Below are 13,532 nucleotides of genomic sequence, written 5' to 3' on the forward strand. Positions count from 1 at the left end.
GGGCGCCGTTCCTCGTTCTTGGCCCCGGACGCACGAGCGGCGCCCCACTGGCGCCGCTCGGCACATCTCTCTTCCGGCTGCGTGAGCCGGTTGTGTGCTTACGGGCGCCGGCGTGGCGGGCTAACGCGCCGCGGCCCCGCTGCCCGACATCGGGACCGCGCAGACGGCGCCGTCCTCCGTCCAGCAACGCACGACGTCACGCATCGAGAGCACGCCGACGAGGTCACCGCCCTCAACGACGATCAGGTGACGGAAGCCGCCGCGCACCATCTCGCAGGCCGCCTGCTCGAGCGACCAGTCGGGGCCGGCAAAGACGAGATCGCTGGTGAGGTGATCCTCGACCAGCTCGGTGTCGGGATCCAACCCGCGGCCGATTGCATGCAACAGGTCGCGCTCCGTCAGGAGCCCAGGTCCTGGTTGGTCGCCGTCGAGCACGATCGCCGATCCGACCGACCTCTCGTGCATCAGCTGGGCCGCCTCCCGAAGCGTGTGCCCCGGTCCAACGGTCAGCGATGTGGCCGACATGCCCTCGCGTACCTGCATCGCCGTCCTCCGTGGTCGCTTGCAACGATTGCAGCAAGCTTACCCCTTGTGGCGAACGACACACGCCAGTTGGGAGCACAGCCCATGCTCGTTATCGTACCCAAAGAGTGTTTGTGCGCCAGATTGTCACAAGAACGCTGTTCGGACCATCCAAAACTGGTCCTCGCTCCGTATCTCTGGGTGTGCCAACGCAACGACCAGGAACAGTCCGCCACCGCACTCAGCTCTTCAACGAGGCCGTGCGGATCGTGGAGGCCGAGTACGCCTCGGACCTGGAGCTCGACGATATCGCCCGCCGGGTGGCCTCGTCGCGCCGCCAGCTGCAACGAGCCTACGCCGAGATCGGCGACACGACCTTCCGCGAGCATCTCACCAGAGTCCGCATGGAGCGGGCCGCTGAGCTGCTCGCCAACGGGTCGCTGACGGTCCGCGAAGTCGCGCGTCGCGTCGGATACCGACAGCCGGCGCAGTTCGCCAAGACCTTCCGCCGCCACCTCGGCAGCGTCCCGTCGGCGTACCGCGCACGGGCCCGCGAGGGCTCGTCGCCGGCGCAGCGCGCAGCCTAGCCGCACGCCTTCGCAGCTCCTTCAGACGCATCCGTCCGAGTCCTCGGCCGGGCGCGTCGTCATGCGCTCGGCGGCATACCCCGAATGCCCGCGGATCGCACTCCGGGCGGTCTTCCTCCCGACCGGGTTTGCGCACCGTCCCGTCGCTCGCTTAGGATCGCGTCAGGAGAGCAGTTCCATGGCGGCAGTCAGGAGTTTCACGCGTGCGTAGACATCCGGTCGCAGTGATGGTGGTCGTAGGCGCAATCGCGTCCGCGCTCGGCATCGCGATCGCCCTCATCATCGACTGGTTCCCGGCCGACGCCGCCAAGCAGGCGAAGCCGATCGACACGCTCTACGACGTGTTGATGATCGTCTCCGTCCCGATCTTCGTCGGCGTCGTCTGCGTGATCCTCCTCTCCGTGTGGCAGTTCCGCATGCGTCCCGGGCAGGAGAGACAGGACGGGCCTCCGATCCACGGCAACACGCGCCTGGAGGTCTTCTGGACCGCGATCCCGGCGATCATGCTCGTGTCGCTCTGCAGCTACGCCTACACGGTGCTGCGCGACATCGAGGAGAAGGAGCCCAACACGCTCGTCGTCCAGGTCACCGGCCAGCAGTTCGCGTGGAGATACGCCTACGCGCTCGACGGCGGCAGAACGCTGGAGACGACGGAGCTGGTGCTGCCGAAGGATCGCCCCATCCTCTTCAAGGTCAGAGCGATCGACGTGATCCACGACTTCTGGGTGCCGGCTTTCCGCGTCAAGATAGACGCGGTCCCCGGCATGACGACCGAGGTCCGCGCGACCCCGACGCGGATCGGCAGATTCGAGGTCGTCTGCGCGGAGCTGTGCGGCCTCGGCCACGCGGTCATGCGCTCGACGGCCAGAGTCGTGACACCAGCCGCGTACACGAGCTGGATCGCCAGAGCCTCAAGACCCGCGGCGGTCGCAGGCGGCGGTGCGGCGGGCGGCGGCGACGCGAGCGCCGGCGGCGATGCCGCGGCGGCCGGCAGAGAGACCTTCGTCTCCAACTGCGGCAGCTGCCACACGCTCGCGGACGCGGGCACCAGCGGCACCGTCGGCCCCGACCTCACAAGCGCCCTCAGAGGCCAGTCGGAGGCGGAGATCAGAGAAGACATCGTCGATCCCGACGCCAAGATCACCGAGGGCTTCCAACCCGGCGTGATGCCGAGCAACTTCTCGGAGACACTGACAGCAGAGCAGATCGACGGGCTCGTTACGTACCTCGCGAGCGTGTCGAGATGACGAAGGAGAGCTGCTAGATGACCGTAAAGCTCCGCAACCCAGGGTGGTACCGCGCCGCACTCTTCGTGCTGCTCGGGATCGCGTTCTCCTGGGTGCTCGTCGGGGTCGTGCGCACGCTCATGCACTACCCGGACGCCTGGGCCGACGGCGAGGCGATCACGACCGTCTCGCTGATAGCCGTCCCACTCTTCTTCCTCGTCGGCCTCGGCTGCTTCGACTACTGGTTCTACTACGCGTCGGGCCGTCCGACGCGCGCGGAGGACCACTCCTCGCACGGCGCCACCAGCTGGAAGGACTACTTCCGCGTCAACACCGATCACAAGGTGATCGGGATCCAGTACATCTGCGTCTCGTTCTTCTTCATGTTCCTCGGCGGCCTGATCGCGATGCTGATGCGCGCGGAGCTGGCCAAGCCGGGCATGCAGTTCGTCGACAGCTCGACCTTCAACGGCCTCTTCTCGGTCCACGCCGCGCTGCTGATCTTCCTGTTCGTGATCCCGGTCTTCGCCGGCATCGCCAACTACGTCCTGCCGCTGATGATCGGCGCGCCGGACATGGCCTTCCCGCGCCTGAACGCGCTCTCGTTCTGGATGCTGCCCGCGGCCGGCACGCTGCTGACGGCGAGCTTCTTCGCCCCCGGCGGCGCGTTCGCGTCCGGCTGGACCGCCTATGCCCCACTGTCGACGGACATGCCGTTGGGGCAGACGTTCTTCACGATCGGCGTCCAGTTCGCCGGCGCGTCGTCGATCGCGACAGCGCTGAACTTCCTCGTCACGATCATCACGATGCGCGCGCCGGGCATGAGCTTCTTCCGCATGCCGCTGCTGGTGTGGGCGAACTTCTCGACCTCGCTGCTGGTCGTGATCGCGACGCCGTTCATCGCCGCCTCGCAGTTCTTCGTGCTGCTGGACCGCGCGCTCGGCTTCAACTTCTTCGACGCGTTCGTCGGCTCGAACAAGAACGGGAGCGTGCTGATGTACCAGCACGTCTTCTGGTTCTACTCCCACCCAGCGGTCTACATCATGATGCTGCCAGGGTTCGGGATCGTCTCCGAGATCCTCTCGGTGAAGGCCCGCAAACCGATCTTCGGCTATCGCATGATGGCGTTCTCGCTGCTGGCGATCGTCGCGCTCGGCTTCACCGTCTGGGCCCACCACATGTTCGTCTCGGGCATGCAGGCGTGGATCCGCGTCCCGATGATGATCACGACCGCGATCATCGCCGTGCCGACCGGGATCAAGATCTTCTCGTGGCTGGCGACGCTGTGGAAAGGCGTGCTCCACCTCGACACGCCGATGCTGTTCGCACTCGGCTTCCTGACGACGTTCACGCTCGGCGGGATCAGCGGCGTGATGCTGTCGATGATCCCGTTCGACATCTACGTCTCGGACACGTACTTCATCGTCGCCCACATCCACTACGTGCTGTTCGGCGGCTCGCTCTTCACGATCTTCGCCGGGATCTACTTCTGGTTCCCGAAGATGACCGGGCGAATGTACGACGAGCGCCTCGGGAAGATCCACTTCTGGTGCACGTTCGTCTTCTTCAACGTCACCTTCGGCCCGATGCACCTGCTCGGGATCGACGGCATGCCCCGGCGCGTCGCCGACTACGCCGAGCAGTACGCGACGCTGAACCTGTTCGTGTCGATCGCGAGCTTCGCGCTCGGCCTCTCGATGCTCATCTTCCTCTACAACATGGTCGCGAGCTGGCGCGGCGGCCCCCGCGCCGCGGCGAACCCGTGGCGGTCGCTCACGCTCGAGTGGCAGGTCTCCTCCCCGCCGCCGATCTTCAACTTCGACGCCGTCCCGACAGTCGTCGGCGGCCCGTACGAGTACGGGGTGCCCGGCGCCGTCCACGGCATCTTCCAATCGCCCACAGAGGCGAAGCCGACTCCGGCCGGCTCCGTCGCGACGTCACCGACCAGAGAGTGAGGTGAGACGCACCATGGCCAGAAGAGTTCTCGTGGTCGCGAACGAAACCCACGGCGGACGCAGCCTCGTCGACGCGATTCGCGCCCGACATGAGGCAGGCGACGCCGAGTTCGTCGTGATCGCCCCGCAGAACCGCCCGCAGAACGGCTACGTCATCTACGACGAGGCTGTGCGCGACGCGGCGCAGATGCGCATCAACGAGACGCTCGATGCGATCGGCGAGCACGGCATCAGAGCGATCGGGGACGTGATGGACCCCGATCCCTACACCGCGGTCCTCGACGCCGTGCGCGAGTACGGCATCGACGAGGTGATCGTCTCGACGCATCCCGAGACGCGCTCCGGCTGGCTGCGCCACGACCTGATCGAGCGCGTCGAGAACGCGACCGGTCTGCCGGTGCAGCACATCGTCGTGGACCTCGAGTCCGAGCGCGAGAGCGATCCCGAGACGCACACGCTGATCGTCGCCAACCAGACGGCGAGAGCCGACGCGCTGTTCGAGGAGCTCAGACGCCGCGCGCAGGCGTCGCCCCACCGCTTCCTCGTCGTCGTCCCGCAGGACGGCGGACAGGGCCACCACACGTCGCAGGCGAAGCAGCGCCTGCAGGCGCTGCTGGACAGGCTCTCGAGAGAGGGCATCCCCGCGATGGGCGGGATCGGCGACCCCGACCCCTACGCCGCCGTCGCGAACGCGCTGCAGTTCCACCGCGTCGACGAGATCGTCATCTCGACGCTGCCCAAGATGCGCTCGCGCTGGATGCGCAGCGACCTGATCGACCGCGTGCAGCGGATCACCGCCGCGCCGGTCCAGCACATCGAGGTCGACGTCGCAGAGGACGCGGTCGTCGCCGAGACGGGAGCGAAGGCCGCCTGATGGAAGCCGCTTCCGCGTCCCCTTCGCTGCACCACGCCGGCGAGGCCGAGCACCACCACGGCCCGCCGGAGGCGCACCGGAGCTCTCGTGTGGACCCGCAGATGCTCGGGATGATGCTGTTCATCATCTCCGAGATCATGGTCTTCGGGGCCTTCTTCACGGCCTACTTCTTCATCCGGGTCGTGGACGGGAATCCGTGGCCCGCGGAGGGGACGGAGCTGCCGAAGGCGATCGCCGGCGTCAACACCGCGATCCTCTTGTCGTCCTCGATCACCCTGCACTGGGCGCTCGAGGCGATCAAGCGCGGCAACCGCGCCGCGTTCAAGGCCGGCATGGCGACGACCTTCCTGCTCGGCGCCACGTTCCTCTTCATCCAGATCAACGAGTACGTGCACATCGGCTTCGCGCCCTCCAACAGCGCGCAGGCGTCGGTCTTCTACGGCCTGACCGGGTTGCACGGCGCGCACGTCGCGCTCGGCCTGATGATCCTCCTGTTCGTGACGGTGCGGGCGTTCCGCGGCCACTTCTCGCCGGAGGAGCACCGCGGCGTCGAGGTGCCGGGGATCTACTGGCACTTCGTCGACGTGATGTGGGTGATCGTGTACTCCGCCGTCTACCTGTTGTAGATCTGACCGTCGATGCTCAATCCGCTTCGCTCCGAGGAGGAGGCGTTTCGCCTCCTCCTCTACGTCTTCATCGTCGCTGTCGTGATCATCGCGCTCGTGCTGCTGGCACGCGCGCTGCTGTGATCGCGAGACGCTGCGGTCTGGCCGCGCCTCGCGGCCGCCAGCGCGCCACGCGGCTCCTCCGCGACGCGCCGAACCGGGCAGACTGACTGACGATGAGATTCGCGTTCGACCCGGTCGTCCTGCTGCTGATCGCGCTGGCCTGCTGGCTGTACGTGCGCGCGCTCGGCATCGTGCGCCGGCGCGGCCTGCGCGTCGGTCGCGGCCAGCAGGCCTGCTGGTGGATCGGGATCGCGTTCGTGACGGTCGCGCTGAACGGCCCGCTCGACGCCTACGACGGCGAGCTGATGAGCGCGCACATGGCCCAGCATCTGCTGCTGGGCGACATCGCGGCCCCGTTCCTGCTGGCCGGCATGCGCGCGCCGATGCTGCTGTTCTTTCTGCCCCGCCCCGCGCTCGTGCTGCTGGCCAGACGGCGTTGGCTGCGGACGATCTTCCGCACGCTGCGCCAGCCGCTGGTGGCACTGCCGGTCTACGTGCTGACGATCTACGCCTGGCACGCGAGCGTCCTGTTCGAGGGCGCGCTCGCGCATCCGCTGCTGCACGCGCTGCAGCACGAGTTCTTCCTCGCCGCCAACCTGCTGCTGTGGTGGCCGGTGCTGGAGCCCCAGCGCCGCCGCATGCCCGGGCACCTGTGGAAGATCGGCTACATCTTCGCCGCGCGCATGTCGACGATGTTCCTCGGGATGATCTTCGTCTTCACCAGAGGCGTCCTCTACGAGGGCGCCTACGGCGACGGCCCCCGCCCGCTCGGCTTCTCACCGCGCTCGGACCAGGGCACCGCCGGCGGCCTGATGATGACGCTCGACATCATCGTCATCGTCACGTCGCTGGCGTGGTTCTTCTACCACGCCTCCCAGCAGGAGGACCGCGACCAGGCGGCGGCCGCAAGGGCCGCCTCCCCGGCGGGACCTATCTGACGGTGAGGGTGCCTTCCATGCCAGCCTCGCGGTGGCCTGGAAGGGTGCAGTAGAAGGTGTATCTGCCCGGTCTGACGTCGACGTCGACTCTCGACACGCCGCCGCCGGAGACCGTCTCGCCCTTGCCGAGCTCGCTGCCGTCGGCGCTCGCCAGCGCGATGTCGTGCGGGACGGAGGAGGCGTTTCTGGAGTCGATCTCCAGCGCGCCCGACGTCGCGGTTGCAGTTCTGACCGTGTACGCGAGCTGACCGTCGGGGTTGGCGTCGATCTCGAGCTTGCCGCCCTCGGCTCTGGCGCTGCCCGCCGACGCGGTTCTGACCGCGCTCGCGAGCGCGCCCTGGTCCTCGCCGCCCTTGCTCGCCGCGTTGGCGACGTAGGCCGCGACGTCGACGGCGGTCTGGCCCTTGACGATCTTCGCGGGCATTCTCGAGTTCGGATACAGGATCTGCTCGTGCACGACACCCTGGATCGTGTCGCGGCCGAAACCGTCCTCGATCGACTGGGCGAAGGCCGCGTCGAGATCTGGCCCGACGTTGCCTCTCGTGCCCGCGCGCGCGAGCGTGTGGCACGCGCCACATCTCGCCACGAACTCCTGCTTCCCGTGGACGAGATCGGCTCGCGACCCCTTGATGTCATCCCCACCGCAGCCTGCGATTCCGGCGACCAGCGCCGATGCCGCGACCACAGCGACGAATGACCCTCGTCTCCGTCGGTTCAGATCCATCATCTCCATGCGCGACTCTATCCCAGGAAGCGGCAGCTTTACCAGTGTCTACTGCGTCGAAATCCGTTCGGGGAACGGCAACTCGTCGAGTCTTCCCTCCGCGGCGGCGATCACACCACGTGCAACGCCCTCCCATGACCACCGCTCGCGCACAGTAGCGACGAGCGCGGCGCGCGTCTGCACCCGCAGCTGCTCGTCCGCCTGCAGCCACGTCACGAGCCGATCCGCGATCCCCTGCACCGGGTCGCCGTCGTCGAGCGCGAAGGCGAGCAGCTCGCGCGCGGCCTCCGGGACCGCGTCCGCAAGCGCTCCGGCGACCTCGGCGAGGCCGGAGTGGTCGGCGCAGATCGGCAGCGTCCCGCACGCCGCCGCCTCGGCGGCGACCATCCCGAACGCCTCGGGGAACGTGCTCGGGACGACCTGCGCCGCGCATGCCGGCAGCAGGTCGCGCAGCTCGTCGTGCTCCAGGCGACCTGTCAGCACCACGCGCTCGCGCAGCTCGCAGGCGGCGGCGAGGTAGCGGTCGCGCGCGCCGCCGTCGTCCTGCAGCCCGTCGAGGAACGCGCGCAGCAGCGTCAACGGCGTGCCGTCCGGCCCGCCCTCTGCCGCGCGGCCCTCGTCGACCAGCTCGTCGACCGTGTCGAGGTCGCCGTCGGCGAGCGCCCCGATCAGCCGCTCGACGCCGGCGCGGTAGGCGCCGAAGCCGACGACGACCAGCCGCGCGCGCGGCACGCGCGCCAGCACCAGCGGCCACGCCGCCACCAGCAGGTCGATCCCCTTCGAGACGATCAGCTTGCCGACGAACGCGACGAGCGGATCGTCGGGGTGCTCCAGCAGCGGCGCCAGCGCGGCGTGCGCGACGCGGTCGTCGGGGGTGAAGGCCGACGGGGTCTCCGCCAGCATCGCGTCGACCGTCTCGTCCTCGACCCGCCGCTCCAGCGTCTCGACCAGCTCGCGCAGGCCGGCGCGCGCCGCCAGCGGCTCGCGCGGGCCGAAGCGGCCGACGTCGACCCCTGGCGGGCCCAAGCGCGTGCGCGGCGGCAGATCGGGCTCCAGCAGCGTGTCCCACAGCCGCTCTGCCGTGTGGCGCGAGCCGACCAGCACCCCGCGCGCGCCCGCAACGCCGCGCCGCGCCGCATCGAGGAAGCGCTCCGGCTGCGGCACGACCGTGTACTCCAACGCGCTGCCGTGGATCTTGACCGCGTAGGGCACGCGTCCGAGCGCGCGCGAGAGGATCAGCGGCCCCATCACGAGATGGTTGGCGAGCGCGACGTCGGGCTCGACCCGCTCGACGACCTCGCGCACCGCCCGCACGTTGGCGGCGACGTACGCCTCGACCTCGTCGTCGCTCAGCTCCCTGTACGTGCGCGCCTCGATCCCCTCGTAGCGATCAGCGACGTAGAGCGGCAGCACGCCCGCCAGCGCGGGACGGTAGACCGTGCAGCGGACCGGCTCGCGCAACGTCCGCAGCGCCAGCTCGCCGTCGTCCCAATCGCCCTCGGCGTCGACGAACGGGAACTGCTGCGGCGCGCGCTCCTGGCACAGCAGGTGCACGTCGTGCCCGAGCCGCGAGAGGGCCGCCGCGAGGTTTGCGTTGTAGACGTTGGAGCCGGTGCCGCCGAGCAAATAACCGTGGAAGATGAGGACGCGCATGTGCCCGGCACCCTATTCCCCGCTGCAGTCGGCAACAGACCGGTTCTCCGACGCCCGGCGGCGGCGGGGCCGCCCGGCCGGACGCGTTGGTAGCATCCCTGCCCGTGAGCCTTCATCAGCGTTATCGCATGCGCACCCCGTCGACTGGTCGTGAGGTCATCCTGCAGGCCGAGCCGGGGCGCACTTACCTCGACCGCGAGACCGGCGAGGAGCTCGAGGTCGTCGCCCAGCTCCTGCCGCTGGCTCCGTCGCCCTCGGACCTGCCGTGGACGGTCGCGAACCTGCGCATCTGCAACTGGTGCGACCAGATGGCTCCGAAGGATTTGAACGACTGCCCCGTCTGCGGCCGCCGCATGGCGCCGCTCGGCCGTTGAGGCGACGCTGCTGATCGTGCCGCTTCGCGCGCGCAATCTGCTCCGTCCCACTCTCGCACTCGCCTCCGGCGTGCTGATCGCAGCAGGCCTCGCAGCCTGCGGCGGCAGCGGCGCCGAGAGCGCCTCGACGCTCGACACGCCGCCGTTGACGGTCGGCACGAGCGCGACGATCCCGACCGGCGCCTCCACGACGCCGGCGACCGTCTCCACGACGTCCACGACCGCGACGACGCCGGGCGGCACCGGCTCCGCCGACACGGGCAGCGACACGTCGTCGCCGGACACGAGCGTCGACAGCGGCGGCGCGACCGCCGACGACACCACGTCGTCCGACAACGGCGCCGCTGACACCGGCGGCGGCACCGGCGACACGGGCGCGACCGACACCGGCGGCGGCGACACGACCGGCGACACCGGGGACACCGGCGGCGACACGGGCGGCACGACCGGCGGTGCCGACACCGGCGGCGGCGCAGCGCCCGGCGGCGGCGCGACCGGCGACACCGGCGGCGACTCGGGCACCGGCGGCGCCGGCACCGACGCGTTCTGCCAGCAGAACCCCGGCGCCTGCTGAGCGACGCGGCGGCTCAGTGAGTGCGCTCGCGCTGCGGCCGCTCCACCGGCGCCTTGCGGCGCTCGATCGCACGCTGCGGCCCCGCTGCGGCGTGATCGCGCAGGCGGGTCGGCCAGGGGGCGGCGTCCGGCAGCGGGAGTCTGAGGCCTGAGCCGCCGGGGTCGGGCGAATCCGGTCGATCGGGTGGCGGGCCGTCGCCGGGGTCGTCCCAGCCGGACCAGTCGTCGGGCTCGTCCTCGCGGCGGAAGAACCACACCAGCCACACGATCAGCCCGCCGACGTCGAAGACGCGCATCCCGACGAGGAAGATCCAACCCGCGGTGGTCACGCGCCGATGCTAGCTCCAGCCGGGTCCCGCGACGAGGAGCGCGGTCGGCGAACCGACCGCGCGTCCCCCACGCTCATCTCGTCGTGGTGGTGGTTCTTCTCGTCGTGGTCGTCGTGTCGTCGTCGGTTCTTCTCGTCGTCGAGTCGGTTCTTCTGGCGGGCTCCTCGGCGACTCTCGGCTTCGGGGTCGAGATCATCGTCGCCGTGTAGGTCAGCTTCGCCGTCTGGTAGAGGCACTTGTACTGCGCCTCTCTGTCGAGCACCAGTTGGGCGGTCTGCGTCGCGAGGCCCGCGTCGCCGCACGCACCCGCGCCGGAGCGCGAAGCGCGCCAGCCGTTGGTCTTGTCGAGGTTGACGGCCAGCACCGGCGCCCACGTCGGCACGGTGAGGGCGATGAAGTCGCCCTTTCTGACCTCGAGGCTCGTCTCGAGCGGGAACTGCGCGGTCGTGCCGAGATAGTCCGTGATGCGGAACGTCTCGCTCTGCGCCGTCGCGGTGAAGAAGCGCTTCGGCTTCTGTCTGGAGTCCTGGCTGAGAACCGTCAGCTGGACGCGCGGCGTACCGCCGTACGTGCGGTTGAAGAATCTTATCTGCTTGTCCGTCAGCGATCCGAGCTGCACTGTCAACGCGACGATGCGACCGTCCGCGGGCGCGGTCGTCGGGTAGTTTCTGCCGGCCGTGGCGACCTGCAGTGCAGTCGTCTTGGTGACGACGAAGCAGTCGTCCGGGCAGCTGGTGGTGACCGGGACGGCGCTCTCGCCGATCTCGTAGATCTTCGCGGAGGCGTTTTGTGCGGCGACACCGAGCGCACACGCGAGCGCGGCGAGGCCGGGGAGTATGCGCTTCATGTGCTCATTCAACACGAATGAGCGGCCTAAGTATCGCTTGCAGCCCGGCTTGCGCCGTCGAGCCGACCCACCGCGAGCGCCGTCGCGCCCGCCCACGCGACAGGCTCGCGGTGGACCCGCGCTCAGATTCTCGTGACGTTGACCGCCTTCGGCCCCTTCTCGCCCTGCTCCTCTTCGTAGGACACCTTCGAGCCCTCAGGAAGTGAGCGATATCCGTCCCCTGCGATACCGGAATAGTGGACGAAGAGGTCGCGACCGCCGTCATCAGGCGTGATGAAGCCGAAGCCCTTGTCGTCGCTGAACCACTTGACCGTACCCGTTGCCATTGCGTCCCCCGAGGACTGCATGCCGGACATGCCGGCGGGTTTCCATCGAGCCGGATGCCCGATCTGACGGTGCAAGTCAACAGCACCAGCAGGGTCGACCGCAAGTGGCATTCGTCATCAGGGGTGGCGACGCGCCAGTCGGACCGGCGCCACGCGCACCCGCGGCGCTGCTTTCAGGTCAACCGATCAGCTGCGCCGCGGCGGTCGCGATCTCGTCTGGATCGCCCTGCGCCGGGACCCACGGCAGCCTCAGCGGATCGTCCGCGTAGCGCGGGATCACGTGCATGTGGAAGTGGAAGACCGTCTGCCACGCGGCGGAACCGCAGGAGTTGATCAGGTTGACCCCGTCGGCCCCGAGCCGCTCGCTCGCGCGCGCGGCGATCGACTGCGCGGCGCTCGCGACGGCGTGGAGGTCCTCCGGCGCGATCTCCAGCAGGTCGCGCGAGTGGTTGCGCGGGATCACGAGCGTGTGGCCGTAGGTCGCGGGGGCGATGTCCATGAACGCGATCGTGCGCTCGTCTCTGCGCACGATCCGCGCCGGCAGCTCTCCGGCGACGATCCTGCAGAAGATGCAGTCATCCGAGGTGGTGGGCACGCGCCGAGCATATCGGTAGCCTGGCAAGCCAGTGCCCGACCGCCGCCACCTCCGCGACGCGATCGCCCACCTGGCCGCGATCGACCGCCCGTCCGCCTCGCCCGGCGAGCGCGAGGCGGCGCAGTGGATCGCCGCGCGGCTGAGCGAGTTCGGCTGCAGTGCGCGCGTCGAGCAGGAGCGCGCGCACGGCGGCTACTGGTTCCCGCTCGGCGTCCCGGCGGCGCTCGCGGGCGCCGCGGGCCTCGCGGCGCAGCTGCTGCCGGGCCGTCCCAGCCGTGTCGCGGCCGGCGCCGTCGGCGCCTTCGCGGCCGCCGCGATCTACGACGACGTCAGCGGCGGCAGCCTCTGGTTCCGCCGCCGCTTCCTGCCCAGCCGCCCGACCTGGAACGTCGTCGCGGAGACCGGCGACGTTGATGCCGAGCGCACGCTCGTGTTCGTCGCCCACCACGACGCGGCCCACTGGGGCGTGCTGTTCCACCCCGGCGTGCTGCCGCTGGTGGCCAGATACGCACCCGGACTGCTGGAGCGCAGCGACACCTCGCCGCCGCTGATGGCGCCCGTCTTCGCCGGCCCGGCGCTGGTCGCGCTCGGTGCGCTGACGGGCAGCCGGCGGCTGCTGGCGGCCGGCACGACGCTCGCACTCGGCTCCGCGGCGACGTTTGCGGAGATCGGCTCGCGCGACGCCGTCCCGGGCGCGAACGACAACCTCACGGGCGTCGCGACGCTGCTCGGCGTCGCGACGGAGCTGGCGGAGCGGCCGCTGAGCGGGCTGCGCGTGCTGCTCGTCTCGACCGGCTCGGAGGAGGCCTTCATGGAGGGCATGCACGCGTTCGCCGCCCGCCACTTCCCGTCGCTGCCACAGGAGTCGACCCATGTCGTCTGCGTCGACACGGTCGGCTCGCCGGAGCTGGCGCTGCTGGAGGGCGAGGGCATGCTGAAGATGCGCGAGTACCCGGAGCCGTTCAAGCAGCTCGTCGCCGACGCCGCCGCCGACAGCGGCGTCCACCTGCGCCGCGGCCTGCGCTTCCGCAACGCGACCGACGGCCTGATCGCGCTGAAGGCCGGTTACCCGACGGCGATGATCGGCTCCGTCACGCCGAACAAGGTCCCCTCCAACTACCACTGGCCGACGGACACGGCGGAGAACGTCGACCACGGCACCGTCGACGACGCCGTCACCCTCTGCGCCGCCATCGCCCGACGCCTCGCCGCGGCCAACGACGGCCACACGGCCCCGAGCGCGGCGTCGGCGTAGCGCGAGGACCGACAGTCAGCTGCTGT

Annotated in this window: 16 protein-coding genes; 9 read left to right on the top strand and 7 right to left on the bottom strand. The window is 69.7% G+C overall.

Annotation, left to right across the window (positions count from 1 at the left end; all coding sequences use genetic code 11):
- Positions 1-120: 120 nt before the first annotated feature.
- Positions 121-543 (bottom strand): cyclic nucleotide-binding/CBS domain-containing protein, encoded by a 423-nt coding sequence (locus Q7L65_RS01865; protein WP_304718515.1) that lies wholly within the window; start codon positions 541-543, stop codon positions 121-123.
- Positions 544-782: 239 nt separating this feature from the next.
- Between Q7L65_RS01865 and Q7L65_RS01870 the strand changes: the two genes are divergently transcribed.
- The 6 genes from Q7L65_RS01870 to Q7L65_RS01895 all read left to right on the top strand — a co-directional run bounded on the left by Q7L65_RS01870 (position 783) and on the right by Q7L65_RS01895 (position 6,830).
- Positions 783-1,109 carry a helix-turn-helix transcriptional regulator gene (locus Q7L65_RS01870; protein WP_304718516.1) on the top strand — a complete coding sequence of 109 codons (327 nt, stop codon included), beginning with the start codon at positions 783-785 and terminating at the stop codon, positions 1,107-1,109.
- Between the two features lie 203 nt (positions 1,110-1,312).
- On the top strand, positions 1,313-2,356 hold the full coding sequence (gene coxB, locus Q7L65_RS01875) for a cytochrome c oxidase subunit II (RefSeq protein ID WP_304718517.1): 1,044 nt from the start codon (positions 1,313-1,315) through the stop codon (positions 2,354-2,356).
- A 17-nt stretch (positions 2,357-2,373) separates the two neighbouring features.
- Complete coding sequence (locus Q7L65_RS01880; protein ID WP_304718518.1) at positions 2,374-4,290, top strand: cbb3-type cytochrome c oxidase subunit I; 1,917 nt, start codon at positions 2,374-2,376, stop codon at positions 4,288-4,290.
- Between the two features lie 13 nt (positions 4,291-4,303).
- Positions 4,304-5,164 (top strand): hypothetical protein, encoded by an 861-nt coding sequence (locus Q7L65_RS01885; protein ID WP_304718519.1) that lies wholly within the window; start codon positions 4,304-4,306, stop codon positions 5,162-5,164.
- A complete protein-coding gene (locus Q7L65_RS01890; protein ID WP_304718520.1) occupies positions 5,164-5,790 on the top strand; it encodes a heme-copper oxidase subunit III in 627 nt (208 codons plus the stop codon). The genes Q7L65_RS01885 and Q7L65_RS01890 overlap by 1 nt, the downstream gene beginning before the upstream one ends.
- Before the next feature lie 215 nt (positions 5,791-6,005).
- Positions 6,006-6,830, top strand: coding sequence for a cytochrome c oxidase assembly protein (locus Q7L65_RS01895; protein WP_304718521.1), 825 nt, complete (start codon positions 6,006-6,008; stop codon positions 6,828-6,830).
- Here Q7L65_RS01895 and Q7L65_RS01900 read toward each other — a convergent pair.
- Together Q7L65_RS01900 and Q7L65_RS01905 are read right to left on the bottom strand one after the other, a co-directional pair.
- Complete coding sequence (locus tag Q7L65_RS01900) at positions 6,823-7,563, bottom strand: plastocyanin/azurin family copper-binding protein (RefSeq protein WP_370552503.1); 741 nt, start codon at positions 7,561-7,563, stop codon at positions 6,823-6,825. The genes Q7L65_RS01895 and Q7L65_RS01900 overlap by 8 nt on opposite strands.
- Before the next feature lie 39 nt (positions 7,564-7,602).
- Positions 7,603-9,207: a glycosyltransferase gene (locus tag Q7L65_RS01905; protein ID WP_304718523.1), complete on the bottom strand. Its 1,605-nt coding sequence runs from the start codon at positions 9,205-9,207 to the stop codon at positions 7,603-7,605.
- Between the two features lie 104 nt (positions 9,208-9,311).
- Between Q7L65_RS01905 and Q7L65_RS01910 the strand changes: the two genes are divergently transcribed.
- Complete coding sequence (locus Q7L65_RS01910) at positions 9,312-9,581, top strand: hypothetical protein (RefSeq protein WP_304718524.1); 270 nt, start codon at positions 9,312-9,314, stop codon at positions 9,579-9,581.
- A 16-nt stretch (positions 9,582-9,597) separates the two neighbouring features.
- Complete coding sequence (locus Q7L65_RS01915) at positions 9,598-10,155, top strand: hypothetical protein (protein WP_304718525.1); 558 nt, start codon at positions 9,598-9,600, stop codon at positions 10,153-10,155.
- 13 nt (positions 10,156-10,168) lie between these two features.
- Here the strand turns inward: Q7L65_RS01915 and Q7L65_RS01920 are convergent, their stop codons facing one another.
- The 4 genes from Q7L65_RS01920 to Q7L65_RS01935 all read right to left on the bottom strand — a co-directional run bounded on the left by Q7L65_RS01920 (position 10,169) and on the right by Q7L65_RS01935 (position 12,251).
- Positions 10,169-10,483 carry a hypothetical protein gene (locus Q7L65_RS01920; protein ID WP_304718526.1) on the bottom strand — a complete coding sequence of 105 codons (315 nt, stop codon included), beginning with the start codon at positions 10,481-10,483 and terminating at the stop codon, positions 10,169-10,171.
- 73 nt (positions 10,484-10,556) lie between these two features.
- Positions 10,557-11,330: a hypothetical protein gene (locus tag Q7L65_RS01925; RefSeq protein ID WP_304718527.1), complete on the bottom strand. Its 774-nt coding sequence runs from the start codon at positions 11,328-11,330 to the stop codon at positions 10,557-10,559.
- Positions 11,331-11,452: 122 nt separating this feature from the next.
- Positions 11,453-11,656, bottom strand: a complete 204-nt coding sequence (locus Q7L65_RS01930; RefSeq protein WP_304719125.1) for a cold-shock protein — start codon at positions 11,654-11,656, stop codon at positions 11,453-11,455.
- A gap of 178 nt (positions 11,657-11,834) precedes the next feature.
- The gene (locus tag Q7L65_RS01935; RefSeq protein WP_304718528.1) at positions 11,835-12,251 is read right to left on the bottom strand and encodes an HIT family protein; all 417 of its coding nucleotides are present in this window, start codon (positions 12,249-12,251) and stop codon (positions 11,835-11,837) included.
- Positions 12,252-12,282: 31 nt separating this feature from the next.
- On the opposite strand from Q7L65_RS01935, the gene Q7L65_RS01940 reads away from it, so the two are divergent.
- Positions 12,283-13,506 carry a M28 family peptidase gene (locus tag Q7L65_RS01940; RefSeq protein WP_304718529.1) on the top strand — a complete coding sequence of 408 codons (1,224 nt, stop codon included), beginning with the start codon at positions 12,283-12,285 and terminating at the stop codon, positions 13,504-13,506.
- The last annotated feature ends 26 nt before the right edge of the window (positions 13,507-13,532 follow it).

It is taken from the genome of Conexibacter sp. CPCC 206217, from assembly GCF_030646165.1.
In the GTDB taxonomy this organism is placed as follows: domain Bacteria; phylum Actinomycetota; class Thermoleophilia; order Solirubrobacterales; family Solirubrobacteraceae; genus Conexibacter.

Bases quoted from the DNA above. Each gene is read 5' to 3' on its own strand.
- Q7L65_RS01890 (WP_304718520.1), top strand. From the start codon at position 5,164: ATGGAAGCCGCTTCCGCGTCCCCTTCGCTGCACCACGCCGGCGAGGCC.
- Q7L65_RS01880 (WP_304718518.1), top strand. From the start codon at position 2,374: ATGACCGTAAAGCTCCGCAACCCAGGGTGGTACCGCGCCGCACTCTTC.
- Q7L65_RS01885 (WP_304718519.1), top strand. From the start codon at position 4,304: ATGGCCAGAAGAGTTCTCGTGGTCGCGAACGAAACCCACGGCGGACGC.
- Q7L65_RS01900 (WP_370552503.1), bottom strand. From the start codon at position 7,563: ATGGAGATGATGGATCTGAACCGACGGAGACGAGGGTCATTCGTCGCT.
- Q7L65_RS01905 (WP_304718523.1), bottom strand. From the start codon at position 9,207: ATGCGCGTCCTCATCTTCCACGGTTATTTGCTCGGCGGCACCGGCTCC.
- Q7L65_RS01925 (WP_304718527.1), bottom strand. From the start codon at position 11,330: ATGAAGCGCATACTCCCCGGCCTCGCCGCGCTCGCGTGTGCGCTCGGT.
- Q7L65_RS01865 (WP_304718515.1), bottom strand. From the start codon at position 543: ATGCAGGTACGCGAGGGCATGTCGGCCACATCGCTGACCGTTGGACCG.
- Q7L65_RS01930 (WP_304719125.1), bottom strand. From the start codon at position 11,656: ATGGCAACGGGTACGGTCAAGTGGTTCAGCGACGACAAGGGCTTCGGC.
- Q7L65_RS01895 (WP_304718521.1), top strand. From the start codon at position 6,006: ATGAGATTCGCGTTCGACCCGGTCGTCCTGCTGCTGATCGCGCTGGCC.